This window comes from Pseudomonas violetae (assembly GCF_023072615.1).
In the GTDB taxonomy this organism is placed as follows: domain Bacteria; phylum Pseudomonadota; class Gammaproteobacteria; order Pseudomonadales; family Pseudomonadaceae; genus Aquipseudomonas; species Aquipseudomonas violetae.
Window position 1 is genome coordinate 1 of the sequence record NZ_JAKNRW010000021.1, and the last position, 22,402, is coordinate 22,402.

The following is a 22,402-nucleotide window of genomic DNA, read 5'->3' on the forward strand; positions in this document are numbered from 1 at the left end:
CGGAACTGCGCCTGGCCCGGGCCGAGGCAGTTTCCCTGAGCAGCGCCCCGGAAGGCCTGATCCGCATTGATGCGCCTGCCGCATTCGGGCGCCGGCACCTGGCGCCGGTGATTGCAGACTTCCTGGTGCTCTACCCTGGCCTCGATGTGCAACTGCATCTGATCGACAGTTTTGTCGACATGCAGGGCTTGAACCTGGGCAAGGTCGACCTCGTGCTACGCGCCGGGCAAATGGCCGATACCCGCCTGGTGGCCACGCCACTGGCGCGCATGGTTCGAGTCGCCTGCGCGAGCCCGGCCTACCTGAAGCACCGTGGGATGCCGGCCGCCCCGGCGCAGTTGATCGACCATGACGGCCTGGACTGGGACGGCTTGGCTCCACCATTCGCCTGGCGCTTTGAGCAGGACGGACAAATGCAACTGCACCGCCCGGCGCGCATCCGCATGAGCGCCAACAATGCCGAAGCACTGGTGTGCGGCGCGCTGGCAGGGCTAGGCATCGCACATCTACCAACCTGGCTTGCCAGCGAATACCTGCTGCGCGGCGAACTGCAACCGCTGTTTTGTGACAGCGGCCTGCCGCCGCCGGAAAGCACCGGTATCTACGCATTGCGCCTGGAACAGCAACCCAACCCACGCAGTCGTTTGCTGCTTGAATACCTGAAGACCCGTTTCAGCCCGGTCCCGCCATGGGACTTGGCGCTGCAGAATAATCTGGACCGGCACTAACCGCGAATTATCTGGCGCATTAAAGATTCGCCCACTAGATTGATGACGATGACTGATCAAGGCTTTGAAATGACTGACAAGCACAACACCCCGGATAACTGTGACCACCTGCTGCTGGACAACCAGGTGTGTTTCGCCTTGCACTCCACTTCACTGATGATGACCAAGGTTTACAAACCGCTGCTGCAAGCATTGGGCCTGACCTATCCGCAGTACCTGGCGATGCTGGTGTTGTGGGAACGGGATGGCTTGACCGTGAGCGAAATCAGCTCTCGGCTGTTGACCGATCCCGGGTCGCTGACGCCGCTGCTCAAGCGCCTCGAAGTCGAGGGTTTGCTCAGCCGTACCCGGAGCCGGGAGGATGAACGGGTAGTGATTGTCGAATTGACCGCGCCAGGCCGCGCAATGCGAGACAAAGCGCGGGATATTCCCCAGTGCATCCTGGGGGCAAGTGGGCAGACGTTGCAGCAGTTACAGAAACTGCAGACCGAGTTGCAGGCATTGCGTAGTCACTTGCAGGACAGTCTCTGAAACCCGGGCCACCGCTGATCTGACCGGCACGAGCCCGCTTGCTGGCGATGGACGTCAACGATAACGAGTGCATGCTGAATAACCACGGCATCCTCAAATCCATCGTCAGAACGCCGCCCAGAGCAAGCTCGCTCAACAAGGGATCTGCGACAGGCCCAAGATTTTGCATTCGGTGTCGTGCGTAGTCTTCCAAAGCCATTGGTAAATTTTATCTTGCGCGCAAATAATTTGCGCGATACATTTACCTCGCACTTACTTGGCGCACAAAATATTAGTGCGAAATACATCCAATCTGGCGAGGCTCACATCATGCAAACTCTCTACACCGCAATCGCAACCTCTACTGGTGGCCGTGATGGTCGTGCGGTTTCCAGCGACAACGTCTTGGACGTCAAACTCGCCACGCCTAAAGAGCTCGGCGGTGCGGGGGGCGCCGCGACCAACCCTGAGCAACTGTTCGCCGCCGGCTACTCCGCGTGTTTCATCGGCGCACTGAAATTCGTTGCCAGCCAGACCAAACGCAGCATTCCCAACGATGCTTCGATCACAGCCCATGTCGGCATCGGCCAGATCCCAGGGGGTTTTGGTCTGGACATTGATCTGCATGTCAGTTTGCCGGGCCTTGAACAGGCCGATGCGCAATCCCTGGTGGATGCGGCTCACCAGGTGTGCCCTTACTCGAACGCTACTCGGGGCAATGTGGATGTGCGGTTGCATGTAACTGTGTAAATGCAGTGAAACGGGCCTGCGATCCCTTACTGACAGGCAAGAAAAAGCCCGACTCAATGGTCGGGCTTTTTCGTTCCTGAAGCGGTGCTTATTTGGCACGGCCTTTGTAGGAACCGCCTTCGCGGGTATCGATCTCGATCATGTCGCCGATTTCGATGAAGTCAGCAACCGACAGCTCGGTACCGTTCTTCAGTTTGGCAGGCTTCATCACCTTACCGGAAGTGTCACCGCGAGCGGAACCTTCGGTGTAGTCGATTTGACGCACGATGGTGGTCGGCAGCTCGACGGAAACCAGACGCTCTTCGAAGAAGATCGCTTCGCAAACATCGGTCATGCCTTCTTCAACGAAAGGTAGAACGGCTTCGATGTCTTCAGCGTTCAGCTCGTACATGGTGTAGTCGGTGGTGTCCATGAACGTGTAGGTGTCGCCGCTGATGAACGACAGGGTCGCTTCTTTGCGGTCGAGGATTACGTCGTCCAGTTTGTCGTCGGCGCTGTAAACGATCTCGGTCTTGTAACCGGTCAGCAGGTTTTTCAGCTTGGTCTTCATGATCGCGCTGTTACGACCGGATTTGGTGAATTCAGCTTTCTGAACCAGCCAAGGATCGTTTTCGAGACGGATCACGGTACCGGGTTTCAGTTCTTTACCAGTTTTCATTGCGAATATCCGAATTTGGATGGGATTTACAAAAATCTAGGCCGCGTATCATATCCAATTTACATAAAACTGTACCAGCGCCGCGGCAAGATCATCTTGCAAGGCCTGTTCCAGACACCACGCCTCGGCGTGCTGCTGCAGTTCTGGCGCGTATTTGCGGGTGGCTTGCCAGCCATCGGTCATTGCTGCACCGTCATTCCAGGCTCGCCATAGACCGCTGATCGCCTCACTGGCCGGCGGCGACAGGCCCTTCGTGTACAGTGCGAGGAACGCTTCGAGCTTGTCCAGGTGTATATCTTCGTCCTGCCTATAGATGTGCCACAGCAACGGGCGTCCTGCCCATTGGGCGCGCACGAACGAGTCCTCGCCGCGCACGGCATTAAAATCGCAGCTCCACAGCAACAGATCGTATTGATCCTGTCGGACGAATGGCAGCACCTGTACGGTCAAACCGTCGCGCACATGCACCTCGCCCGCTGCGAGCTCTTCGACGCCGAGCCAACGCGCCACGTCGCCGAGGATCCGTCCTTCCGGCACCAGCATGTGCGAGGGCGTCGAATCCCTTGCCAGGCAATCAAGCCAGCTGGCCAACCCGGCATTCTCATAGGCGAACAGCGAAATCAACAGGCTGTCCGGGGCTCGTTCGATGCCCAGGCCCTGGAGAAACTCGCGCTGAACTTGGGCGCTTTGCTGGAACTGCCGACGTCGCTCAAGCAAGCCACGCTCACGCAGTAAGCCACCAGTGCCCTGGCGAAAACCTGGGAAGAAAAAGTACTTCTGCACGTTTCGGTATTTGACCGACGGCAAGCCATGGCAACCGACCACCCAGTCTTCGGCGCTCAGGTAATCAAGGTTCAGCCACAGTGGTGGTTCCCGCGCTGCCATGGCGTCCATGTAGGGCGCCGGTAATTGGCAGGCAAACGCGGCGATGACCACATCAGCCGCATCGACCGCCGGCCAGTCCGCCGGCCAGTGTCGCACCTCGACGCCTTGTTGCCATTGTTGCGCCAGCTGATTGTCGATCTCCGGACACAGGCGCTCGAAGGCGCGCAGGTCATCGACCCACAGCCGCACTTGCACCGAATGCTCGGCTACCAATTGCCGGGCCAGCCGCCAGGTCACCCCGATGTCGCCGAAGTTGTCGACCACGGTACAGAAAACATCCCAGCGGGTGTTCGTGTCAGGCATTCCAGGCTCCCGTTGGCAAAGGTGGCGATTGTCCGCATAAATTACGCCCCGTAGAAGAGCCGACGGCGATTAATCTTCGTGCGACAATCGACCTTTGCTCGCAACCACCCGCCAGGAGGCGCCATGCCCTATCGTCCCAAGCCGCGCCGCCCACTAGCCATACGATTCAATATTCTGCAACTGAGTGCCAGCATCGCCCTGGGCCTGTGGCTTGGATTCATGGCCATCGCCCTCACTTGCTGGCTCGCCTCGCGCCTGTTGTTCAGCGAACAGTTGGCTCCGGTGACCGCAGCGATGAAGCAACTGGCCAGAGCGCCCGAGTCGGAGCAGACGCAACCACGACCGGACATTGCGCCCCAGAGCCAGTTGTTCGATCAATACGAGGAAAACCTGCGCAAGAACGAGCAGCAGCAGCGACTTGATCAGGCCCGAAGCAGCAGCCGCAATCTGGCTAATCCGAAATGCCAGTTCTGGCTGCAACAGGACCAGAACGCACCGAGTGAAAAGAGCCGCGCCAACGTCCAGCAATTCTGTGATTAATGAAACCAGCCATGCACAAGAAGACCGTTCACCAACTGATACTCGACAAGCTGCGCATTGATCTCGACATCGCCGAGCGCGCGGCACAGACCGCTTATGAAACCGCGACTCACGAAGAAAACATCGCCGAAAACAAGTACGACACCTTGGGGCTCGAAGCGTCCTATCTGGCTGCCGGACAGGCCAGGCGCGTGGAGGAAATCAGGCAGTCATTGACCCTGTGCCAAAACCTGACGCTGCGCCCCTACGACGAACAACGCGGCATCGAAGTCGGTGCCCTACTGGGGCTGGAAGACGAGAAAGGTCGCGAACAATGGCTTTTCCTCGCACCCGACGCGGCCGGGTTGAAGATCGATATCGTGGGACAGATCATCACGGTCATCACCCCCCGCTCGCCCTTGGGCAAAAGCCTGCTGGGCAAGTTCGAAGGGGACGAAGTGGAAATCCTGGTCGCGGGAACCCGGCAACAGTTTGCTGTTACCGAGGTAATCTAGACGGGAATCAGTGCACCGGCAATTCGACTCCGTCGAACAGTTCTTCCAGCTCCTGCTTGTTATGGCACTGGATGGCCTTGGCCATGATTTCTCGGGTCAGGTGCGGCGCGAACTTCTCGATGAAATCGCACATGAAGCCGCGCAGAAAAGTACCGCGACGGAAGCCGATCTTGGTGATGCTGGACTCGAACAAATCACTGGCATCGAGCATGACCAGGTCACTGTCGAGCTTGGCGTCGACGGCCATCTTCGCCACGATGCCCACGCCCAGACCGAGTCGCACGTAAGTCTTGATCACGTCGGCGTCAGCGGCGGTGAATACCACTTTCGGCGTCAGGCCGCGGTGGCTGAACGCTTCGTCGAGCTTTGAGCGACCCGTGAAGCCGAACACATAAGTAACGATCGGGTATTCGGCCAGCGCTTCGAGGGTAAGCTTCGACAGCTTGGTCAACGGGTGGCCCTGGGGCACGACCACGCAGCGATTCCAGCGATAGCACGGCATCATCACCAGGTCGCCGAAGAGCTCCAGCGCTTCGGTGGCAATGGCAAAATCCACCGTGCCGTCTGCGGCCATTTCGGCGATCTGCATCGGCGAGCCCTGGTGCATGTGCAGGGCCACATCGGGGTATTGCTTGATGAAATTGCTGATCACCGGCGGCAATGCGTAGCGCGCCTGGGTGTGGGTGGTGGCGATCGACAGGGTGCCCTTTTTCTCGTTGGAGAATTCCTGGGCGATCTGCTTGATGCTTTCAACCTTGCGCAAGATCTCGCCAGCGGTGGTGATGATGCGCTCGCCTGCCGGGGTCACGCGGGTCAGGTGCTTGCCGCTGCGGGCGAACACCTCGACGCCGAGTTCGTCTTCCAGCAGTCGAATCTGTTTACTGATGCCCGGTTGCGAGGTGTAAAGGCTTTGGGCTGTAGCTGAAACGTTGAGGTCGTGGTGCGCCACTTCCCAGATGTAGCGCAATTGTTGAAGCTTCATATGAATCCCTCAAAGCAAGGTAGACGCCACGGGCATCAGCGACGGTATATAACTATATTAATGGTTTGGAGAATAAATCTAGAACTTTTTATAAGAATGCCACCATTCGTTCCTAGCGATCCCCCTGGCGCCGACGCTCAACCAGCGGTACCAGATAGACCGGTACTCTTGCCAGTTGCAAAACTCGCGCAGCGGTGCGGCCCAAGGGTGTTTCGGCACCGGCCCCGTGGCTGTGACTACCGACGATCAGCAAATCCACAGAGAGTTTCTGCGCCTGGTCGAGAATCACCTGCGAGGGGTCGCCCTGAATCACCCGCACCGCCTGGATGCGCGCCAAGTCCTGGTCTCCCTCCTCCCCCAGTTCCTCGCGGAAGCTGTCGAGCACCCGCTGCTCGATGCTGGCGATCACCGTATTGAGGCCCTGGCTGTGGAAGTCATTCAACGCCTGCTCATCAAGGTAGCTCTGCAACACCGACTCGGCGAACAGCCCCATTGGCTCCACCGCATGCACCACATACAACTCGGCTTCGAATGTCCGGGCCAGCGCCAGGGCATGCTGCATCACCAACGGTGCGTAAAGGCCGAGGTCAGTGGCATACAGCATCGAACGAATCATATGACCTCCTCGTCTGCCAACATGGCGGAGATTGATTCAGCTTAGCAGTGCCTTGACGAGTACGGTGCCCGACGTAACGCATTGAACGGCGTGCTTAAACCTTTTGCTCGTTGCTTATGCCATGGGGCACATGGCCGGTTGCAACCACTTCACGGGCCAACTCGCAGTGCCCGGCCTGATCATCGAAAAACACATCGGCGGCAAAGGCTTCGAGGAACGCCGACTTGGTCAGGCCGCCAAGGAACAGTGACTCATCGAGGCGGATATCCCACTCGCGCAAGGTGCGGATCACCCGTTCATGGGCCGGTGCCGAACGCGCAGTCACCAGGGCGGTGCGGATCGGACAGGCGTCGTCTGGAAACTCACGCTGCAACAAATTGAGTGCGGCGAGGAAGCCTTTGAACGGTCCACCACGCAACGGTTCCCGTGCCGACTCTCGCTCGCTGGCCTGAAAGGCTTCAAGACCACCGGCCTGGTAAACCCGCTCGGATTCATCGGAGAACAGCACCGCGTCACCGTCGAAGGCGATGCGCAGTTCGTCGCTGGCTGCGCGACTGGCACCGCCGGACAAAATGGTCGCCGCAGCGAACCCGGCGTCCAGTGCGCTGCGCACGTCTTCGGCATGGGTCGACAGGAACAGGTCGCAGCCGAACGCCTTGAGGTAGGGATACGGACTGCGCCCACCAACAAACGCCGCGCGCGAGATCGCCAGACCGTAGTGGTGGATGGAGTTGAATACCCGCAGCCCGGTGTCGGCGCTGTTGCGTGACACCAAGATCACCTCGACCCGGGCACGGCCCAGGCTGTTATTGAGGTTCAGCAGTTTCTGCACCAGGGGAAATGCATCGCCGGGCTCGAGGATTTCGTCTTCGTGCTCGATCTGATATTGCCGGTAGGCTTCAACACCGCTGGACAGGTATACCTTGTGGCTTTCGCTCAGGTCGAACAGCGCTCGCGAGGAAATCGCCAGCACCAGCTTGTCATCGATAGTCTTCACCATACCTTCCCTCACTGGATGACCGACTCAAACTGGACGTCGATCGATGAAAGCCAAACTGCGAAACAGGGCTTCGATTCGCGGCATTTCGCATCCTGCGGCCTTCGCAGCCGCCAGGGGCCGGGCGTAAATCGCATCCAGCTCCAGTGGCCGCCCGTGCAGATGATCGTGGTACATGCTCGGCCAATAATCGGGCATCTTCTCGGTCATCGTAAACAGATGCTCGGCGTAACCGACGGGTATCTGATGGCCGCAGGCGGTGGCGCCCTGCACCACTTCGGCCATCAATGCCTTGATCAGCTCCCGGCTATCGGGATCGGCCATCAAGGGCGTGGTGCTCGCGCACAACAGCACGGAGAGTCCGTTGTAGGGGATATTCCAGACCAGTTTCTGCCAGCGTGCCTGATGCAAGTTCGCCATGGCCTGGGAATCGATGCCGGCAGACCGGAACAGCCCGGCGCCCTCTTCGACTATCGCCTGGCGTGATTTCGTATCGTTGGCAGGACCGCTGTGATAGCCGACATGCACTGCGCCCAAGGCCTGATGCGTGATGACTCCAGGCGCCTCGCGATGGACGCAGATATAACAGAGACCACCGAGCACATGCAGCGAATCAGGTAGGGATTCGCGCAGGCTGTCTTCGACATCCAAACCATTTTGCAACAGCAGCACCTTGGCGTGCGCCGCGCCAGCACGAACGATGGTGGACGCCAGATCGGCGTTGCTGGTAGTTTTCGCCCCCACCAGCAACCAGTCGCAGGGCGGCATGTCGTCGGCAGAAGAATAGGCCTGGACCGGGTAAATGTTTAGCGTGCCATGTTGCGCACTGCGCACTTGCAGGCCACGCTCGGCCACGGCGTGGAACTCGCTGCGCAGCAGCAAATGCACATCGAAACCGGCACGCGCCAGCATCGCACCGTAAAATCCGCCGATCGCACCGGTGCCGATAATGCCGATTGTCGGCTTGGCTACTGCCCCCATCATGGCAACTCCTCTGCTGTTCTTGTCAGCGCCTTGGCCACCGCTTCATTGAGTTCGGTAGCATCAAGGCGCGAATTCAGTGCCCCGAAGAATTCACCGTCGCGCACTACAAACAGTGCGGGCAAGTGAAAAACCTGGTAACGCTCGACCACGCCACCATTACTGCCGGCATCAATCCAGCACAGCCGGTCGACCGCCAGCTCCAACTTCGGTAATCGAGCCCGGGCAAATCGGCAACTGGCGCAGCCGACACTGGTGAAAATCACCAGAGAAACGCCGCTAAGCGCAAGCAGCCGCTGGTCGACATCGAAATCGGTCATTTCCGATTCGACCACTATACTGGTGGAAACACTGTCAGATGGCCGACACATGGAGTCCGTGTTCATGGGACGATTTCTTCCTCACCCTGACGATGTGCCTGTTGAATTAACGTTGCTCAAACATGAATGCATATCGCGGCAACGGCTGCACACTATCAGCCTCGGCGGCATGGCTTGCAATTACCACCGCGCCTGGCGCCATGGCACGGCGCTTGAAGTGCGCTTGCCGACCCTCAACCCGGACCTGCGTTACCTGGGCTATGTAGCCTGGTGCCTGCGCCGCAAGCGCGGCTATCTGGTAGGCATAGCGTTTGTCGACGAGCAGATGCTGTTCAGCGCGAGAATGGGCGAACAGATTTGCCAGATCGAACGCTATTGCCGCCTGCATGAGCCGCAAAGTGAGCGCCAGGACAATCAGGCCCTGGCGCTTGAGTGGGTCCAGCAGCATGCCGATGAGTTCTCTCATGACACGGTCTGCAAGGCTTTTGCACACCCTGTGCTGGATTAGGGGGGATTCTCCGTCAGTTTCCACGCCACGAAAACTAACGGAGAATGCCGCCTAAGCCACTTCTGCCCATTGTCGAGCCACGGTGTAACGCGCTAAGGTTCAGCTCCCCGACGCGCTTAATTTGCTGTGCTCCGCCGCGCGGGTTCGCTGGCGGCCAGCACCCGTGACCTGACGAGTAAACGATGGCTGATTTACCGATCAACGACCTAAACGTCGCCTCCAACGAGACGCTGATCACTCCTGACCAGCTCAAGCGTGATATTCCCCTGAGCGACGCCGCCCTGCGCACCGTCACCAAGGGGCGCGAAGTTATTCGCAACATTCTTGATGGCACCGATCACCGCCTGTTCGTCGTCATCGGGCCTTGCTCGATCCACGACATCAAGGCTGCCCACGAATATGCCGAGCGCCTCAAGGTGCTGGCCGCCGAAGTGTCCGATACCCTGTATCTGGTCATGCGCGTGTATTTCGAGAAGCCACGCACCACCGTTGGCTGGAAGGGATTGATCAACGATCCGTACCTGGATGACTCCTTCAAAATCCAGGACGGTCTGCACATCGGTCGTCAATTGCTGCTGGACCTGGCAGAGATGGGCCTGCCCACCGCCACCGAAGCCCTTGACCCAATCTCCCCGCAGTATCTGCAGGACCTGATCAGTTGGTCAGCCATCGGCGCGCGCACCACTGAATCCCAGACTCATCGTGAAATGGCTTCCGGCCTGTCCTCGGCTGTCGGCTTCAAGAATGGCACCGACGGCGGCCTGACCGTAGCGATCAACGCCCTGCAGTCGGTTTCCAGCCCGCACCGTTTCCTGGGGATCAACCAGGAAGGTGGAGTGTCGATCGTCACCACCAAGGGTAATGCCTACGGTCACGTGGTACTGCGCGGCGGCAACGGCAAACCGAACTACGATTCGGTCAGCGTCGCACTGTGCGAGCAAGCGCTGAACAAAGCCAAGATCAAACCGAACATCATGGTCGACTGCAGCCACGCCAACTCCAACAAGGACCCGGCCCTGCAACCGCTGGTGATGGAGAACGTCGCCAACCAAATCCTTGAAGGCAACCAGTCGATCATCGGCCTGATGGTCGAAAGTCACCTGAACTGGGGTTGCCAGGCCATTCCGAAGGATCTCGCCGACCTGCAATACGGCGTGTCGATCACCGACGCCTGCATCGACTGGTCTGCCACTGAAACCACCTTGCGCAGCATGCATGCCAAGCTCAAGGACGTGCTGCCAAAACGCGATCGCGGATGATCACTGTTTTGCACGCATAAAAAAACGCCGGGCTTACCCGGCGTTTTTTTGGCGTTGCGTTTACTGACTCAGCTTCGCGGCATGCCGCTGGTGACGTTCCATGTAGCGCTCGACATAGGAGCACGATGGAATGACCGTGTAGCCCATTTCCTCGGCGTACTGCAGCGCCTGCTCGGTCAACGCTGCGGCAATACCGCGGCCACGCAGCGCGTTGGGCACAAATGTACGGTAAATATCCAGGGTCTGTTTACCCAGATCCATATAGGTCAGGTAGGCACGATGACCGTCCACATTGGTCTCGAACTGATGACCAGCCTGGTCATGGTGGATGGACAACGCCTCGCTCATCACTACTCCTCGCGGGTCTTGAATTATGACCCCTACCTTACCGATGTTTTTCCGGCGAAGGAACATCTACGCCACCCCGTGCCTGAAAGGACACCGAGAAGAGCCGCACAAATCTCGCGCAACCGGGCACGTACAAATAGTAGGCACCATTGGCAAAAATGCTCAAGGTACGCTCGTCATCACGCAGGTTGGCGGGTGCTGCTCCGGGTGACGCAGGGACGTCTCGACCGGGGATTTCCCGCAGTCGATTACCTGAACATTGCCGAATGTTGAGACTTAAGACGAGCGCCCGTTGTTAAAGTCACCTCAACTAGCAGAAAGATAGGCGAGGTGCCGCACAAATCCCGAACAAAAGTGTAGACGAAATCATTTAGACGTACTTTACCCAAGACCGCAAAAACAGCGCTGCGGATCGGCAATTTTTCCGGCCGGCTCGCTCAGTTCGGGGCTTGCAGCTGGATATTTTTTAAACAACGCAGTTAAAAGTTGCTCGAAAAAGAATCAACGCCTACAATTTTTTTTGCTTCTTGCTACACGTCAGTTTACTTACTACAAGTAATGGGTAGTATGTACGCCGGCTATTTCCTCACTCTGAGGAGACAGCTACTTAATAGAAAGTCCTTGAAGGGGAACACGATGAACAACGTTCTGAAATTCTCTGCTCTGGCCCTGGCCGCAGTTCTGGCTACCGGTTGCAGCAGCGCATCGAAAGAAACCGAAGCACGTCTGACTGCTACCGAAGACGCAGCAGCTCGCTCCCAGGCTCGTGCAGACGAAGCTTACCGTAAAGCTGATGAAGCTCTGGCTGCTGCTCAAAAAGCACAACAGACTGCTGACGAAGCTAACGAGCGCGCTCTGCGCATGCTCGACAAAGCTAGCCGCAAGTAATAATCCTTCGGGATTGTTATCAAGCCGACCCATTTTTGGGTCGGCTTTTTTATTGCCTGAGTTTTCCTGCAGACAATAAAAAACCCGTCGACGCGATTCACGTCGACGGGCGATTCGAGACGCCTATTGCTGCAGGTCGATCGGCGAACTGGTCACCATCGGCGCTGCATCATTGGGTACGGCGATCTCCACTGGCAAGCCATCTTCGGCAGCGACCACATCACGCACCACATCCCAGTTCATGCGCAGGTTGTTGGTGATGTCCTCACGCTTGAGCATCGCGTTGATTACCGCCGTGTGCTTGTCGACCACCGACGGGTTGCCGTTATCATCCAGCGGCGTGTGCGCCTCGAGGTAGACCTTGCCGCCACTCACGCCGAATTTGTACGGGTCGTTGATGATGCGCACCGAGGTACCCACCGGCACCATGCTCGCCATTTCCAGGACATTATTGTTGAACATGCGGAAGCAACCATGACTGGTACGCATGCCGATGCCAAACTTCTTGTTCGAGCCGTGGATCAGGTAGCCCGGGGTGCCCAGGTTGAACTTGAACGGGCCCAGTGGGTTATCCGGCCCGGCCGGCACGACGTTAGGCAGTGGATCACCATCGGCAAGGTGCTCGGCCTTGATCGACGCAGGCGGCGTCCAGGTCGGATTAGGTGTCTTGGCAGTGATGGTCGTGTGGGCAATCGGCGAGCCCCAGCCTTCACGACCAATGCCCAGCGGGAAGGTGTACACCACGTCCCGGCCTTTGGGGTAGTAATAGAGGCGGTATTCGGCCAGGTTGATCACGATGCCTTCACGAGGCCCTGGGGGCAGGATGAAGCGAGTCGGCAGAATGATTTCGGTACCAGCGCCAGGCAGCCAGGCGTCGACGCCCGGGTTGGCGGCGATCATTTCCGAATAGCCCAAGTCGTAGGTGGTACCAAGGTCGGCGAAGGTATCTTCGTACTTGGCCTTGATCACTTGTACCTGACCAATGATGTCTTCACCGGGCGGCGGAAGGGGCAACTCCAAGGCTGCCACGGGACCTGCGGCACAGAGCGCGGCAAGAGTCAGGCAGCGGGTGACGACGGGAAAGCGCGGCAACATCCGGAAAATCCTTCGCATGATCGACAAGGTATAAGAACGCGATTGTACACTGGCGCTTTGGTATTCGGGGAGACGCACCGATAGAGCGCGCATTGGCTGGGGGCTTGGTGGGTGGGGGGTTCGGTTTTTCTGGAAACCCCTGCTAACGAATTCGCCCTGACTTTCTGGGATATGTGGGATGTGTGGGAGCAAAGCTGGCTCGCGATGGCGGCCTCAGGTGTACATCAAAGCTCAAAGCTCAAACCGTAACTCCGGCCAGATCGGCGAAGTCCCGCGCTTCTGCGATTCCAGAATCGCACGGCACAACGAACACAGGCGCTGGTCCTGAAAAACCCGACGATCCACGCTCGACCAGCGCGGCTGCGCCGGCAGAAGGCTGCCGCAGAGAGTCCGGTCGGCCGAGCCGCCCAGTTCAAGCTGTCGGGTCACCAGATGCACCCGCACTTCCTGGCAGGCGAACAGATCCAGCTGCTCGTCAGGCTCGATCAGTTGATAGGCGAAAAGTGACCAGGCGGGACGCGGCATCGGGGGCTCCAAATCGGGGGCGCCACCTTAGCCGAAACGCAGCCACTAGAAAAGCGTCAAAGCAGCGGTTTCAGTGTCGGCCAGACATTTTCCACCAACTTGCCCTGAGCCCCTGCAGCCGGGTGCAGGCCGTCGCTTTGCATCAGGTCCGGATGTCCACCCACGCCGTCGAGAAAAAAGGGGACCAGCGGGATTTTTTTCTCGTCGGCCACGGCACTGTAGACCTCGGCAAAAGCCTTGGTATAGCGAACACCATAATTCGGGGGTAGTTGCATGCCCAGCAGCAACACTTTTGCCCCGCTGGCGCGTGAGCTGTCGATCATCGACGCAAGATTTTGTTGCAATTGAGTTGGGAGCAACCCGCGCAAGCCATCATTGCCACCCAGCTCAAGGATCACCAACTCGGGCTTATGCTCTGCAAGCAGCGCTGGCAGGCGCGCCTGGCCTCCGGCACTGGTGTCGCCACTGATGGACGCATTGACCACCTTATCGTCGAAACCTTCGCGCTTGAGCCGCTGCTCAAGCAAAGACACCCAGCCCAAGCGGGTATCCAGGCCGAAACCCGCGCTGATACTATCGCCAACGATCAGGACAGTACCCGCCGCTGCGTTCTGGGCCATGCACATCAAGGCCAGGCCAGCACTCAAAAACCACACTCGCATCGGATTCTCCATGGGCTCAAGCATTCTCACCGCGAAGAACCTCAGCAAAGTGGTACCCAGCGCGGAAGGTGAACTGACTATCCTGCACGAACTCAGCCTGGAACTGAACAAGGGCGATAGCTTGGCTATCGTCGGCGCCTCAGGATCAGGCAAATCCACCCTCCTCGGTTTGCTCGCCGGCCTCGACCTGCCCAGCAGTGGCGAAGTCACGCTGGCCGGCCAGCCCTTGAGCAATCTTGATGAAGACCAGCGCGCGCGCATCCGGGCCGAACACGTCGGCTTCGTGTTCCAGTCGTTCCAACTGCTCGACAGCCTCAATGCCCTGGAAAATGTCATGCTGCCGCTGGAACTGGACGGTCGCAAGGATGCCCGCGAACGGGCCACGCAGTTGTTGCAGCGGGTAGGCCTGGGCCAGCGACTGACCCACTCTCCGCGCCAGCTCTCCGGCGGCGAACAGCAACGGGTGGCGATTGCCCGTGCTTTCGCTGCCGAGCCTGACGTACTGTTTGCCGACGAGCCCACGGGCAACCTCGACAGCCACACTGGCGAGCGCATCAGCGACCTGCTGTTCGAACTCAACAAGGAGCGCGGCACCACCCTGGTGCTGGTGACTCACGACGAACGCCTGGCACACCGCTGCCGGCGCCTGATCCGCCTTGAAGCCGGCCTGCTGGTCGCCCCTCTGGAGCCTTGATGGCACGCCTGCCGCTATTGCGCCTGTTCAGCCTTGCCCTGCGTCAACTGCTGCGCGATGCCCGCGCCGGTGAGCTGCGGGTGTTGTTCTTCGCTTTGCTGGTCGCCGTGGCGGCGAGTACTGCCATTGGTTACTTCGGCGCTCGCCTGAACGGCGCCATGATGCTGCGGGCCACCGAGTTCCTCGGCGCCGACCTGCTGCTCGAAGGGAGCTCGCCGGCACGACCGGAACAGATCAGAAGCGGAGTCGAGCTGGGCCTGGAGCACGCCCAGGTTGTAGAATTCTCCAGCGTGATCGCCACCGACAACGGTATTCAGCTGTCGAGTATCAAGGCTGTCGATGACATCTACCCGCTACGCGGCGAACTGAAAAGCGCGCCAGCACCCTTCGCCCAGGAGGAGCCGGGGGGTGGCCCGAAACCAGGGCAAGCCTGGGTTGAAGCGAGGCTGCTGACGGCCCTGGACTTGAGGATGGGCGACAGCATCGACGTCGGCATGAAGACGCTCAAGCTCGCCCGGGTACTGACCTATGAACCCGATCGGGCCGGCAACTTCTACAGCCTGACACCAAGGGTCATGATCAACCTCAGCGACCTTGCAGCGACTGGCGTGGTCCAACCCGGCAGCCGGGTCAGCTATCGGGAACTGTGGCGCGGCAACGCCGAGTCCCTGGAAAACTATCGGCAACTGATCAAGCCCGGCCTGGCGCCGAATCAGCGGCTGCAGGACGCCCGCGATGGCAATCGGCAAATCGGTGGTGCACTGGGCAAGGCCGAGCGCTACCTGAACATGGCCAGCCTGGTCGCGGTGCTGTTGTCGGGAGTGGCGGTGGCCTTGTCGGCGACGCGCTTCGCCACTCGCCGCTTCGATGCCAGTGCACTGTTGCGCTGCCTGGGCCTGTCCCGCCGGGAAACCCTGCTCTTGTTCAGCTTGCAGCTGACGGTGTTGGGCTTGCTGGCCAGTCTCAGCGGCGCGGTGATTGGCTGGCTCGCACAGCTTGGGTTATTTGCGTTACTCCATGATCTGCTGCCCACCGATGTCCCGCCCGGCGGTCTGTTTCCGGCCATCGCCGGGATCGGCACCGGGCTGGTGGCATTGGCCGGATTTGCCTTGCCACCCCTGGCTGCGTTGGGTCGGGTGCCACCGCTGCGTGTGTTGCGTCGAGACATGCTACCCATACCGTCCAGCACCTGGATGGTTTACGGCGCGGCGTTGGGGGCGCTGGGATTGATCATGTGGCGCCTGAGCCTGGACCTGGTGCTGACCTTCGCCCTGCTCGGCGGCGGCGTCATTGCCGCGCTGGTCCTGGGGGGCTTGCTGTTGCTGCTGCTCAAAAGCCTGCGGCGCATGCTGGCACGCGCTTCCCTGCCCTGGCGCCTCGGGCTGGGCCAGTTGCTGCGCCATCCCCTGGCGGCTGCGGGGCAGTCCCTGGCGTTCGGCCTGATCCTGCTGTCCATGGCTTTGATCGCCCTGCTGCGTGGCGAATTACTCGATACCTGGCAGAACCAGTTGCCGAAAAATGCGCCCAACTATTTTGCGCTGAACATTTTGCCGGCGGACAAGCAGGCATTCACCGACCGCCTGATCGAACTCTCGGCACAGGCCGCGCCTTTGTATCCCGTGGTGCCCGGTAGACTGATCAGCATCAATGGCGAACCGGTGCAGCAAATCGTCAGCAAGGATTCAGCCGGAGATCGAGCCATCCAGCGCGACCTGAGCCTGACCTGGGCTGCCGATCTGCCGGCGGGTAACAAGCTCACTGCTGGTAACTGGTGGACCGACCAGGCGCCCGACGAAATTCCCGGGGTGTCGGTGGAAGGAAAAGTCGCCGAGAGCCTGAAGCTCAAGCTGGGCGATCGCATGGTATTCACCGTCGGCGGAGTCAATCGCGAGGCGAAAGTCACCAGCCTGCGTGACATCAACTGGGACAACTTCCAGCCCAACTTCTTCATGATCTTCCAGCCCGGCACCTTGAAGGACCTGCCGGCCACCTACCTGACCAGCTTCTACCTGGCGGCAGGGCATGACCAGCAGATCGTCGACCTGTCCAGAAGCTTTCCGGCGGTGACCATCCTGCAAGTGGAGGCCTTGCTGGAACAGCTGCGCAGCATCCTCGCCCAGGTCACCCTGGCGGTGGAGTACGTCCTGCTGTTCGTCCTGGCGGCAGGCATGGCGGTGCTGTTTTCGGGGTTACAAGCGACGCTCGATGAGCGCATTCGCCAGGGTGCACTGCTACGCGCACTCGGCGCGCAGAGGCAGTTACTGGTCAAGGCCCGGAGGATCGAGTTCGGCCTGCTGGGCGCCGTGAGTGGTCTGCTTGCGGCACTGGGCTCGGAACTGGTCAGCCTGGTGCTGTACCGCTACGCATTCGACCTGCCCTGGCAACCGCATCCATGGCTGCTGGTATTGCCATTAATCGGCGCCGTGCTGATTGGTGGCGCTGGTGTTTTCGGAACCCGTCGGGCCCTGAACTCCAGCCCCCTGACCGTGTTGCGCGAGGGTTGAGTGAGGCGCTTGAGCGATCGCCCTACCCTGGGCGATCGTTTGGCGACTGCCCGTAAGAGATGGAGTTGATCCACCACAACACTTCTCCCCCCGGAGTCTGCACCACCGACTCGTCACCCACTTCCTTCTTCAGTAGCGCGCGGGCCATGGGTGAATCGATCGAGATGTAATCGTTTCGCCCATAGATTTCGTCGTAGCCCACCACGCGGAATCTCTTCACGTCCCCAGCCTCGTTTTCAATCTCGACCCAGGCGCCGAAATACACCCTCCCTTCCTGCTCTGGCGAGTACTCGACCACCCGCACATCCTCCAGCCGCTTGCGCAGATAGCGGACCCTGCGATCAATTTCGCGCAGCAGCTTCTTGTTGTACTGGTAATCGGCATTCTCGCTGCGGTCGCCTAGCGAGGCAGCCCAGGTAACCTTGCGGGTCGTGTCCGGACGCTTCTCTCGCCATAGGTAATCGAGTTCCTGTTTCAGGGCGTCATGACCTTCCTTTGTGATGATGTTCGTACTCAAGTCGAGTACCTCCTGGGGCGAGTTACGAATGGGCGGCACTGAAAAAAATATTTCGCGGCGGTGCAAACAAGCGAGAAATGAAACGCTTACAGCTCAGATAGATAGTCACGAAAACTCAACTGATTCTATTTGTCGCTTTCGAATATCGATAGTTTTATGACGCTATTCCAAGCAAATTCAATATAACTTGCTAACATCTTGTTACAACGGCCAATAAATTGGCACCTCGTAACCACGCAGATCCCCATTCATCAACGAGAGATTTAGTGGGAGTACGGCATGATCGTGCAGCAGTTGATTCAGAAAAGCCAAACGAAGATTCGAAAAAATGGGTTATCCAGCGCAATTCATCAGTTGCTGTTGAAGACGGTCAACGTCTTCATGCTGTTCAAGATTCTGCGCGGGGTAACGCTACAGAAAGTCGACGAGACATTTCTCGACTACCCCTCACACCTCAAGCCGATGTTCCTCAGTGAACAGATGATGCGTCACTACGCCCGCGATCCAGTGAATGAGATGCCCGAAAGCTTCATCGAAGAATCCTTGGCCAAGGGCGACCAGTGCTTCGGCATCTTCGATGGCGCGGTATTGGCCTCTTATGGTTGGTACTCACGGCAACCGACGCATATCGATCCGCCAGAACTGTTCCTGCACTTCAGCCCATCTTTCGTGTACATGTACAAGGGCTTCACCCATCACGACTATCGCGGTCAACGCCTGCACGCAATAGGCATGAACCTGGCGCTCAAGCATTACCTGGAGAAGGGTTATCAAGGCCTGGTCTCTTATGTCGAGTCGAGCAACTTCGATTCGTTGAAGTCCATTTACCGCCTGGGCTATTTGAACGTCGGCTCGATCTACCTGATCCGCCTGTTCGGCCGCTATCAGAGCTTTACCAGCAAAGGCTGTGAACCCTTCGACCTGGCCCTGAAAAGGCTTGTCTGACCGGTTGATGGAAGATCCTGGAAGCCACCGCTAGACGCTGGCACGCGAGCCAACCGACAGAACGGCAACATTCAGCGTCGTGTAATCAGCCCCTGGCGGGCCACGCGGATCAATTGGCTGATCATTTCGCCGGCCCGTTCAACATTTGGTGACTGAATCACCGCCAGGTCGAAGCTGTCGCTGGAGAAGCGCGCCAGCGACTCACCGTCTTCGACAAACTGGATGAGGAATGCAGCGGGACCACCGGTGCGGCGGGGCCAGCCATCGAGATAACGCAGGAGCGTCGGCTGATGTTTGCCGCCAAGCAGGATTTTTGGATTGCGCTGGGTGAGGTGTGCCGTGATCGGCGCGGGGCGTACAACGGGGCTTAGTGCATTCATCGTGTCGTGTCTCTGCCTCAAAGGTCTGCATGGCAGGTGAGAGGCAACACCGAACCAGCGCTTTAGCGGAATTTCGAAGCCTGTATCAAAGCTTCTATCGGTAACTGATCGAGTCACCTGGCGCCCCGCAAGTAGCTGTTTAAATCGGCGCATGAGCAGCATCCTAGAGAAGCCGACACGGCAGTGTCAAGAATCGCGAGCAACAAAAAGGCCCGCGCGATGCGGGCCTTTTGCTTGAGCCAGAGCGGCTAGCCGGCGATGGCGCGATCCGCCGACAACTTGCCGGCGCCTTCGATCAACACCGCGATGTTGCCACCGAGCAGGGCCAGGGCAAATTCATAACCGTTGTTGGCCATGAACAGGCCATTGCTGATGTGCACGGTGAAGATGGCAACCAGCGACAGAAACGTCAGGCCCAATGCCGCCGGGCGCACCAACAGGCCGATGATCAGTGCCAGGCCACCGAAGAACTCGGTGCCTCCGGCCAGCGTCGCCATCACATAACCTGGAGTCAGACCCAGGCTTTCCATGTACTGCGCAGTGCCGGCCAATCCGTAACCGCCAAATGCGCCAAAGAGCTTCTGCGCGCCGTGAGCGGCGAAGATGATACCAACGAAGATCCGCAGCACAGTCAAGCCGTAACCGGCGCGAGTAAACAGTACCTTGTTGATCAGTGTGCTCATGCTGTGTCATCCATTCTTGGTTTGAGTGTTGGTTAGCCGCCATATTAATCGTTTATTTTTATGTTAAAACCGTAAATAACCCATCATACCAATCAGTTTAGTCGATCATTTGCGTATGGCAACTTTTTGCCCCTGAGGCTCCAATGACTCCCGCTCCCGATCGAACGCCAGGTAATACTTGTTCACGCTATTAACATAGCTGACCGGGCCCATTCCGACCTGCTCCATGGCAATGCGCTCGACCTGGAAAAACCATTGATTGGGGTTCAGGCCGCGCCGTCGCGCCTCTGCACGCATGCCCTGGACCCGCTCCGGCCCGATGTTGTACGCCGCCAGCACGAACGCCATGCGCTCACGTTCATTGAGCTTGGGGCCGGCAAAAAACTTGCGGCGAATCATCGCCAGGTACTTGGCTCCAGCCTGCACATTGGCATCAAGCTCCCGAATGTTATTGACGCCGACCCGTTGCGCAGCCGAAGGGGTGATCTGCATCAGCCCGGTCGGGCCACCGCCGCTGCGGGCATTGGGCTGAAGCCCGGATTCCTTGAATGCCAACGCCGCCAGATTCAGCCAGTCCATGCCTTGGGCAGCCGCGTGTTTCTGCAACACCGGACGCAGCTTTTCAAGGCGCTGACGATTGGCCTTGGCCAAGGGATAGTGCACTTGATAGAGACGTCGGTAGATGCGCAGGAAGGCCACATCCTGGTCCGATGGTTTCTTGTAGGTGAGTAGAAAGCGGTTGATGCTGGCCCGTAACATTGAGGCGTCGCGCCGCACGAACCAGAACTCTTCTCCCGGCTCACTGATCAGTACCTGCCGGTCGAGGCGCAACTTGGGCAGAATCTTGCCCCAGCGCTCGGCAATCGGTTGTTCGACAATGGTCAGATGGAAGATGCCGCCCTGGACCATTTCCAGCACGTCCTCGACCGCGAGGCTGGGGTCGACCCACTCGACGTTCACCGGCGGCAATTTATGCAGCGCCAGTTTCTGGTTGATCTGGCTGACCGCATCCCCGGCGGCGCTGCCCGTGGGCAAGGCCAGGGTCTTGCCGGACAACTGCTCAAGACGGGTGTAACGCCGCTCGCCCTTGATCCCGACCAACACCAACGGAATATTGCTGGCAATCGGTTCACTGGTGCTGATGGCATGACCGGCCTGCAGGTCCAGCAACTCCCCTGGCGCCACCAGGTCACCCTCCCCGCGCTGCAATGCGCCGATCAGTTGATCCTTGCCTTTGGGGATTATCTTGAGGGTGATTTCCTGACCGTCCCGGGCATGACCGTTAAGGTATTGCTCAAAGGCACGCAGGCGATGGTATTCGACGCCGATGGCCTGGCCCTGCACTTCCCCGGAGCTGTTGCGGCTTTGGTTGACCAGCACGCGCAACACCCGGCTGCTGCGGATGTCCGCCAGGTCACGGACCTTGGTAGCGGGTACGGCTTGCAGCGGACCGGCAAGACGCGCAACCGCCGGCATCGGCAGTAGTAACGACAAACACAGCAGTAATAATACCGAGGGACGTGTCATCCACTCTCCGGAAAGAACACTGGGCCGATTTCAAGGATTGAGCGAAATCGAACGTCAGAAACAGAGCTGGCAAAGCCCGAGTAACGGGCCTCACGCGGGTCAACTGACCAGAACGACCTGCCTCGCGGCATCAAAAGACAGCTATAACTGATTGTAGTTCTAGGCTTTTCTTATAAATCTGCAGCTCTGATATGCTTTCCGGCCTTTGGTCCGAGGTAGCACCATGCAACTCATCGATATCGGCGTCAACCTGACCAACCCCAGTTTTGCCGACAAACACCAGGCGGTACTCGACCGCGCGTACGCCGCAGGCGTCTGCCAACTGGTGCTCACTGGCACCAGCGTCGAAGGCAGCGAACAGGCACTGGAACTGTGCCAGCAACTGGACGAAAGCACCCAGCGGCTGTTTGCCACTGCCGGCATCCATCCGCATTCCGCCAGCGACTGGAACGCCGACAGCGCTAAGCGCTTGCGCAGTCTGCTCAAGGAGCCCAACGTGGTGGCCGTGGGTGAATGCGGGCTGGATTTCAATCGTGACCTCTCGCCGCGCCCACAACAGGAGAAGGTGCTCGAGGAGCACCTGGCAATGGCGGTCGAACTGCAATTACCAGTGTTTCTGCACGAACGCGATGCCAGCCAGCGCCTGCTAGACATCCTGCGCGACTATCGGGATCAATTACCGGCCGCAGTGGTGCATTGTTTTACCGGCGAAAAAAAGTCCCTGTTCAGCTACCTCGACCTGGACTTGCACATCGGTATTACCGGATGGATCTGCGACGAACGCCGGGGCACGCATCTGCATCCATTGGTGAAAGAGATCAAATGCGGACGATTGATGCTGGAGAGCGATGCGCCGTACCTGCTCCCGCGCAGCTTAAGGCCCAAGCCGAAGAATGGCCGCAATGAACCGGCGTATCTGACGCAGGTATTGCGTGAGGTGGCGTTGCATCGCGGGGAAAGCGAGGAAGACCTGGCGGCGCACAGCACCGCTTGCGCGCGGGCGTTTTACGGGCTGCCGACAGTCGACTGAAGTATTCACTTCGTAAGAGCAAGCTCGCGATGCACTCAAGAACACCGCGTTTATCCAGCATAAACGCGTCATC

General features: G+C 58.9%; 27 protein-coding genes. 12 read left to right on the forward strand and 15 right to left on the reverse strand.

What is annotated here, in order from left to right:
- From L9059_RS20620 to L9059_RS20630, 3 genes are all read left to right on the forward strand, one after another.
- A partial coding sequence (locus L9059_RS20620; RefSeq protein WP_247292769.1) for a substrate binding domain-containing protein occupies positions 1–728 on the forward strand: 728 nt, incomplete at its 5' end.
- 69 nt (positions 729–797) lie between these two features.
- On the forward strand, positions 798–1,259 hold the full coding sequence (locus tag L9059_RS20625; protein WP_247292770.1) for a MarR family winged helix-turn-helix transcriptional regulator: 462 nt from the start codon (positions 798–800) through the stop codon (positions 1,257–1,259).
- Between the two features lie 309 nt (positions 1,260–1,568).
- Entirely contained in the window at positions 1,569–1,988 is a 420-nt protein-coding gene (locus L9059_RS20630) for an organic hydroperoxide resistance protein (protein ID WP_247292771.1), read from the forward strand.
- Between the two features lie 88 nt (positions 1,989–2,076).
- Here L9059_RS20630 and L9059_RS20635 read toward each other — a convergent pair whose 3' ends face one another.
- Both L9059_RS20635 and earP read right to left on the reverse strand, forming a co-directional pair.
- On the reverse strand, positions 2,077–2,646 hold the full coding sequence (locus L9059_RS20635) for an elongation factor P (protein WP_150772569.1): 570 nt from the start codon (positions 2,644–2,646) through the stop codon (positions 2,077–2,079).
- Between the two features lie 48 nt (positions 2,647–2,694).
- Positions 2,695–3,834, reverse strand: a complete 1,140-nt coding sequence (gene earP / locus L9059_RS20640; RefSeq protein WP_247292772.1) for an elongation factor P maturation arginine rhamnosyltransferase EarP — start codon at positions 3,832–3,834, stop codon at positions 2,695–2,697.
- 123 nt (positions 3,835–3,957) lie between these two features.
- Between earP and L9059_RS20645 the strand changes: the two genes are divergently transcribed.
- Both L9059_RS20645 and L9059_RS20650 read left to right on the forward strand, forming a co-directional pair.
- Positions 3,958–4,374 (forward strand): hypothetical protein, encoded by a 417-nt coding sequence (locus L9059_RS20645; RefSeq protein ID WP_247292773.1) that lies wholly within the window; start codon positions 3,958–3,960, stop codon positions 4,372–4,374.
- Positions 4,375–4,385: 11 nt separating this feature from the next.
- Positions 4,386–4,868 carry a GreA/GreB family elongation factor gene (locus L9059_RS20650; protein ID WP_247292774.1) on the forward strand — a complete coding sequence of 161 codons (483 nt, stop codon included), beginning with the start codon at positions 4,386–4,388 and terminating at the stop codon, positions 4,866–4,868.
- A 7-nt stretch (positions 4,869–4,875) separates the two neighbouring features.
- On the opposite strand, the gene cysB is transcribed toward L9059_RS20650, so the two are convergent.
- The 5 genes from cysB to L9059_RS20675 all read right to left on the reverse strand — a co-directional run bounded on the left by cysB (position 4,876) and on the right by L9059_RS20675 (position 8,830).
- Positions 4,876–5,850 (reverse strand): HTH-type transcriptional regulator CysB, encoded by a 975-nt coding sequence (gene cysB, locus L9059_RS20655; protein WP_247292775.1) that lies wholly within the window; start codon positions 5,848–5,850, stop codon positions 4,876–4,878.
- Positions 5,851–5,962: 112 nt separating this feature from the next.
- Positions 5,963–6,466, reverse strand: coding sequence for a universal stress protein (locus L9059_RS20660; RefSeq protein WP_247292776.1), 504 nt, complete (start codon positions 6,464–6,466; stop codon positions 5,963–5,965).
- 94 nt (positions 6,467–6,560) lie between these two features.
- Positions 6,561–7,466 carry a 5'-nucleotidase gene (locus L9059_RS20665; protein WP_247292777.1) on the reverse strand — a complete coding sequence of 302 codons (906 nt, stop codon included), beginning with the start codon at positions 7,464–7,466 and terminating at the stop codon, positions 6,561–6,563.
- A gap of 24 nt (positions 7,467–7,490) precedes the next feature.
- Positions 7,491–8,447 carry a putative 2-dehydropantoate 2-reductase gene (locus tag L9059_RS20670; RefSeq protein WP_247292778.1) on the reverse strand — a complete coding sequence of 319 codons (957 nt, stop codon included), beginning with the start codon at positions 8,445–8,447 and terminating at the stop codon, positions 7,491–7,493.
- The gene (locus tag L9059_RS20675; protein WP_247292779.1) at positions 8,444–8,830 is read right to left on the reverse strand and encodes a thioredoxin family protein; all 387 of its coding nucleotides are present in this window, start codon (positions 8,828–8,830) and stop codon (positions 8,444–8,446) included. Before L9059_RS20675 ends, L9059_RS20670 begins: the two co-directional genes overlap by 4 nt.
- On the opposite strand from L9059_RS20675, the gene L9059_RS20680 reads away from it, so the two are divergent.
- Complete coding sequence (locus L9059_RS20680; protein ID WP_247292780.1) at positions 8,829–9,272, forward strand: PilZ domain-containing protein; 444 nt, start codon at positions 8,829–8,831, stop codon at positions 9,270–9,272. The genes L9059_RS20675 and L9059_RS20680 overlap by 2 nt on opposite strands.
- Before the next feature lie 182 nt (positions 9,273–9,454).
- Positions 9,455–10,531: a 3-deoxy-7-phosphoheptulonate synthase gene (locus tag L9059_RS20685; protein WP_162437524.1), complete on the forward strand. Its 1,077-nt coding sequence runs from the start codon at positions 9,455–9,457 to the stop codon at positions 10,529–10,531.
- A 60-nt stretch (positions 10,532–10,591) separates the two neighbouring features.
- Here L9059_RS20685 and L9059_RS20690 read toward each other — a convergent pair whose 3' ends face one another.
- The gene (locus L9059_RS20690) at positions 10,592–10,879 is read right to left on the reverse strand and encodes a GNAT family N-acetyltransferase (protein WP_020800382.1); all 288 of its coding nucleotides are present in this window, start codon (positions 10,877–10,879) and stop codon (positions 10,592–10,594) included.
- 636 nt (positions 10,880–11,515) lie between these two features.
- Between L9059_RS20690 and oprI the strand changes: the two genes are divergently transcribed.
- The gene (gene oprI, locus L9059_RS20695; RefSeq protein WP_003199355.1) at positions 11,516–11,767 is read left to right on the forward strand and encodes an outer membrane lipoprotei OprI; all 252 of its coding nucleotides are present in this window, start codon (positions 11,516–11,518) and stop codon (positions 11,765–11,767) included.
- Positions 11,768–11,890: 123 nt separating this feature from the next.
- Here oprI and L9059_RS20700 read toward each other — a convergent pair whose 3' ends face one another.
- The 3 genes from L9059_RS20700 to L9059_RS20710 form a co-directional block, all read right to left on the reverse strand.
- Positions 11,891–12,862, reverse strand: a complete 972-nt coding sequence (locus tag L9059_RS20700; protein ID WP_247292781.1) for a L,D-transpeptidase family protein — start codon at positions 12,860–12,862, stop codon at positions 11,891–11,893.
- A gap of 231 nt (positions 12,863–13,093) precedes the next feature.
- Positions 13,094–13,387 carry a hypothetical protein gene (locus L9059_RS20705; protein WP_003226812.1) on the reverse strand — a complete coding sequence of 98 codons (294 nt, stop codon included), beginning with the start codon at positions 13,385–13,387 and terminating at the stop codon, positions 13,094–13,096.
- A 56-nt stretch (positions 13,388–13,443) separates the two neighbouring features.
- On the reverse strand, positions 13,444–14,049 hold the full coding sequence (locus tag L9059_RS20710; protein WP_247292782.1) for an arylesterase: 606 nt from the start codon (positions 14,047–14,049) through the stop codon (positions 13,444–13,446).
- Positions 14,050–14,059: 10 nt separating this feature from the next.
- On the opposite strand from L9059_RS20710, the gene L9059_RS20715 reads away from it, so the two are divergent.
- Positions 14,060–14,743, forward strand: coding sequence for an ABC transporter ATP-binding protein (locus tag L9059_RS20715; RefSeq protein ID WP_247292783.1), 684 nt, complete (start codon positions 14,060–14,062; stop codon positions 14,741–14,743).
- Complete coding sequence (locus L9059_RS20720) at positions 14,743–17,247, forward strand: ABC transporter permease (protein ID WP_247292784.1); 2,505 nt, start codon at positions 14,743–14,745, stop codon at positions 17,245–17,247. Before L9059_RS20715 ends, L9059_RS20720 begins: the two co-directional genes overlap by 1 nt.
- A 22-nt stretch (positions 17,248–17,269) precedes the next feature.
- Here L9059_RS20720 and greB read toward each other — a convergent pair whose 3' ends face one another.
- Positions 17,270–17,764, reverse strand: coding sequence for a transcription elongation factor GreB (gene greB, locus L9059_RS20725; protein WP_247292785.1), 495 nt, complete (start codon positions 17,762–17,764; stop codon positions 17,270–17,272).
- Between the two features lie 279 nt (positions 17,765–18,043).
- Between greB and L9059_RS20730 the strand changes: the two genes are divergently transcribed.
- On the forward strand, positions 18,044–18,709 hold the full coding sequence (locus L9059_RS20730; protein WP_247292786.1) for a GNAT family N-acetyltransferase: 666 nt from the start codon (positions 18,044–18,046) through the stop codon (positions 18,707–18,709).
- 71 nt (positions 18,710–18,780) lie between these two features.
- On the opposite strand, the gene L9059_RS20735 is transcribed toward L9059_RS20730, so the two are convergent.
- From L9059_RS20735 to L9059_RS20745, 3 genes are all read right to left on the reverse strand, one after another.
- Positions 18,781–19,089 carry a class I SAM-dependent methyltransferase gene (locus tag L9059_RS20735; protein WP_247292787.1) on the reverse strand — a complete coding sequence of 103 codons (309 nt, stop codon included), beginning with the start codon at positions 19,087–19,089 and terminating at the stop codon, positions 18,781–18,783.
- Between the two features lie 248 nt (positions 19,090–19,337).
- Positions 19,338–19,772, reverse strand: coding sequence for a DoxX family protein (locus L9059_RS20740; RefSeq protein ID WP_247292788.1), 435 nt, complete (start codon positions 19,770–19,772; stop codon positions 19,338–19,340).
- Between the two features lie 105 nt (positions 19,773–19,877).
- Positions 19,878–21,299 carry an MltF family protein gene (locus tag L9059_RS20745; protein WP_247292789.1) on the reverse strand — a complete coding sequence of 474 codons (1,422 nt, stop codon included), beginning with the start codon at positions 21,297–21,299 and terminating at the stop codon, positions 19,878–19,880.
- Positions 21,300–21,522: 223 nt separating this feature from the next.
- Here L9059_RS20745 and L9059_RS20750 point away from each other — a divergent pair, with 223 nt between their 5' ends.
- Positions 21,523–22,329: a TatD family hydrolase gene (locus L9059_RS20750; RefSeq protein ID WP_247292790.1), complete on the forward strand. Its 807-nt coding sequence runs from the start codon at positions 21,523–21,525 to the stop codon at positions 22,327–22,329.
- Positions 22,330–22,402: the final 73 nt, after the last annotated feature.

Bases quoted from the DNA above. Each gene is read 5' to 3' on its own strand.
- L9059_RS20740 (WP_247292788.1), bottom strand. From the start codon at position 19,772: ATGAGCACACTGATCAACAAGGTACTGTTTACTCGCGCCGGTTACGGC.
- L9059_RS20700 (WP_247292781.1), bottom strand. From the start codon at position 12,862: ATGTTGCCGCGCTTTCCCGTCGTCACCCGCTGCCTGACTCTTGCCGCG.
- L9059_RS20670 (WP_247292778.1), bottom strand. From the start codon at position 8,447: ATGATGGGGGCAGTAGCCAAGCCGACAATCGGCATTATCGGCACCGGT.
- L9059_RS20745 (WP_247292789.1), bottom strand. From the start codon at position 21,299: ATGACACGTCCCTCGGTATTATTACTGCTGTGTTTGTCGTTACTACTG.
- L9059_RS20630 (WP_247292771.1), top strand. From the start codon at position 1,569: ATGCAAACTCTCTACACCGCAATCGCAACCTCTACTGGTGGCCGTGAT.
- L9059_RS20690 (WP_020800382.1), bottom strand. From the start codon at position 10,879: ATGAGCGAGGCGTTGTCCATCCACCATGACCAGGCTGGTCATCAGTTC.
- L9059_RS20735 (WP_247292787.1), bottom strand. From the start codon at position 19,089: ATGAATGCACTAAGCCCCGTTGTACGCCCCGCGCCGATCACGGCACAC.
- cysB (WP_247292775.1), bottom strand. From the start codon at position 5,850: ATGAAGCTTCAACAATTGCGCTACATCTGGGAAGTGGCGCACCACGAC.
- L9059_RS20715 (WP_247292783.1), top strand. From the start codon at position 14,060: ATGGGCTCAAGCATTCTCACCGCGAAGAACCTCAGCAAAGTGGTACCC.
- L9059_RS20650 (WP_247292774.1), top strand. From the start codon at position 4,386: ATGCACAAGAAGACCGTTCACCAACTGATACTCGACAAGCTGCGCATT.
- oprI (WP_003199355.1), top strand. From the start codon at position 11,516: ATGAACAACGTTCTGAAATTCTCTGCTCTGGCCCTGGCCGCAGTTCTG.
- L9059_RS20675 (WP_247292779.1), bottom strand. From the start codon at position 8,830: ATGAACACGGACTCCATGTGTCGGCCATCTGACAGTGTTTCCACCAGT.
- L9059_RS20685 (WP_162437524.1), top strand. From the start codon at position 9,455: ATGGCTGATTTACCGATCAACGACCTAAACGTCGCCTCCAACGAGACG.
- L9059_RS20660 (WP_247292776.1), bottom strand. From the start codon at position 6,466: ATGATTCGTTCGATGCTGTATGCCACTGACCTCGGCCTTTACGCACCG.
- L9059_RS20720 (WP_247292784.1), top strand. From the start codon at position 14,743: ATGGCACGCCTGCCGCTATTGCGCCTGTTCAGCCTTGCCCTGCGTCAA.
- L9059_RS20750 (WP_247292790.1), top strand. From the start codon at position 21,523: ATGCAACTCATCGATATCGGCGTCAACCTGACCAACCCCAGTTTTGCC.
- L9059_RS20635 (WP_150772569.1), bottom strand. From the start codon at position 2,646: ATGAAAACTGGTAAAGAACTGAAACCCGGTACCGTGATCCGTCTCGAA.
- L9059_RS20680 (WP_247292780.1), top strand. From the start codon at position 8,829: ATGGGACGATTTCTTCCTCACCCTGACGATGTGCCTGTTGAATTAACG.
- L9059_RS20665 (WP_247292777.1), bottom strand. From the start codon at position 7,466: ATGGTGAAGACTATCGATGACAAGCTGGTGCTGGCGATTTCCTCGCGA.
- earP (WP_247292772.1), bottom strand. From the start codon at position 3,834: ATGCCTGACACGAACACCCGCTGGGATGTTTTCTGTACCGTGGTCGAC.
- L9059_RS20705 (WP_003226812.1), bottom strand. From the start codon at position 13,387: ATGCCGCGTCCCGCCTGGTCACTTTTCGCCTATCAACTGATCGAGCCT.
- L9059_RS20710 (WP_247292782.1), bottom strand. From the start codon at position 14,049: ATGCGAGTGTGGTTTTTGAGTGCTGGCCTGGCCTTGATGTGCATGGCC.
- L9059_RS20730 (WP_247292786.1), top strand. From the start codon at position 18,044: ATGATCGTGCAGCAGTTGATTCAGAAAAGCCAAACGAAGATTCGAAAA.
- L9059_RS20645 (WP_247292773.1), top strand. From the start codon at position 3,958: ATGCCCTATCGTCCCAAGCCGCGCCGCCCACTAGCCATACGATTCAAT.
- L9059_RS20625 (WP_247292770.1), top strand. From the start codon at position 798: ATGACTGACAAGCACAACACCCCGGATAACTGTGACCACCTGCTGCTG.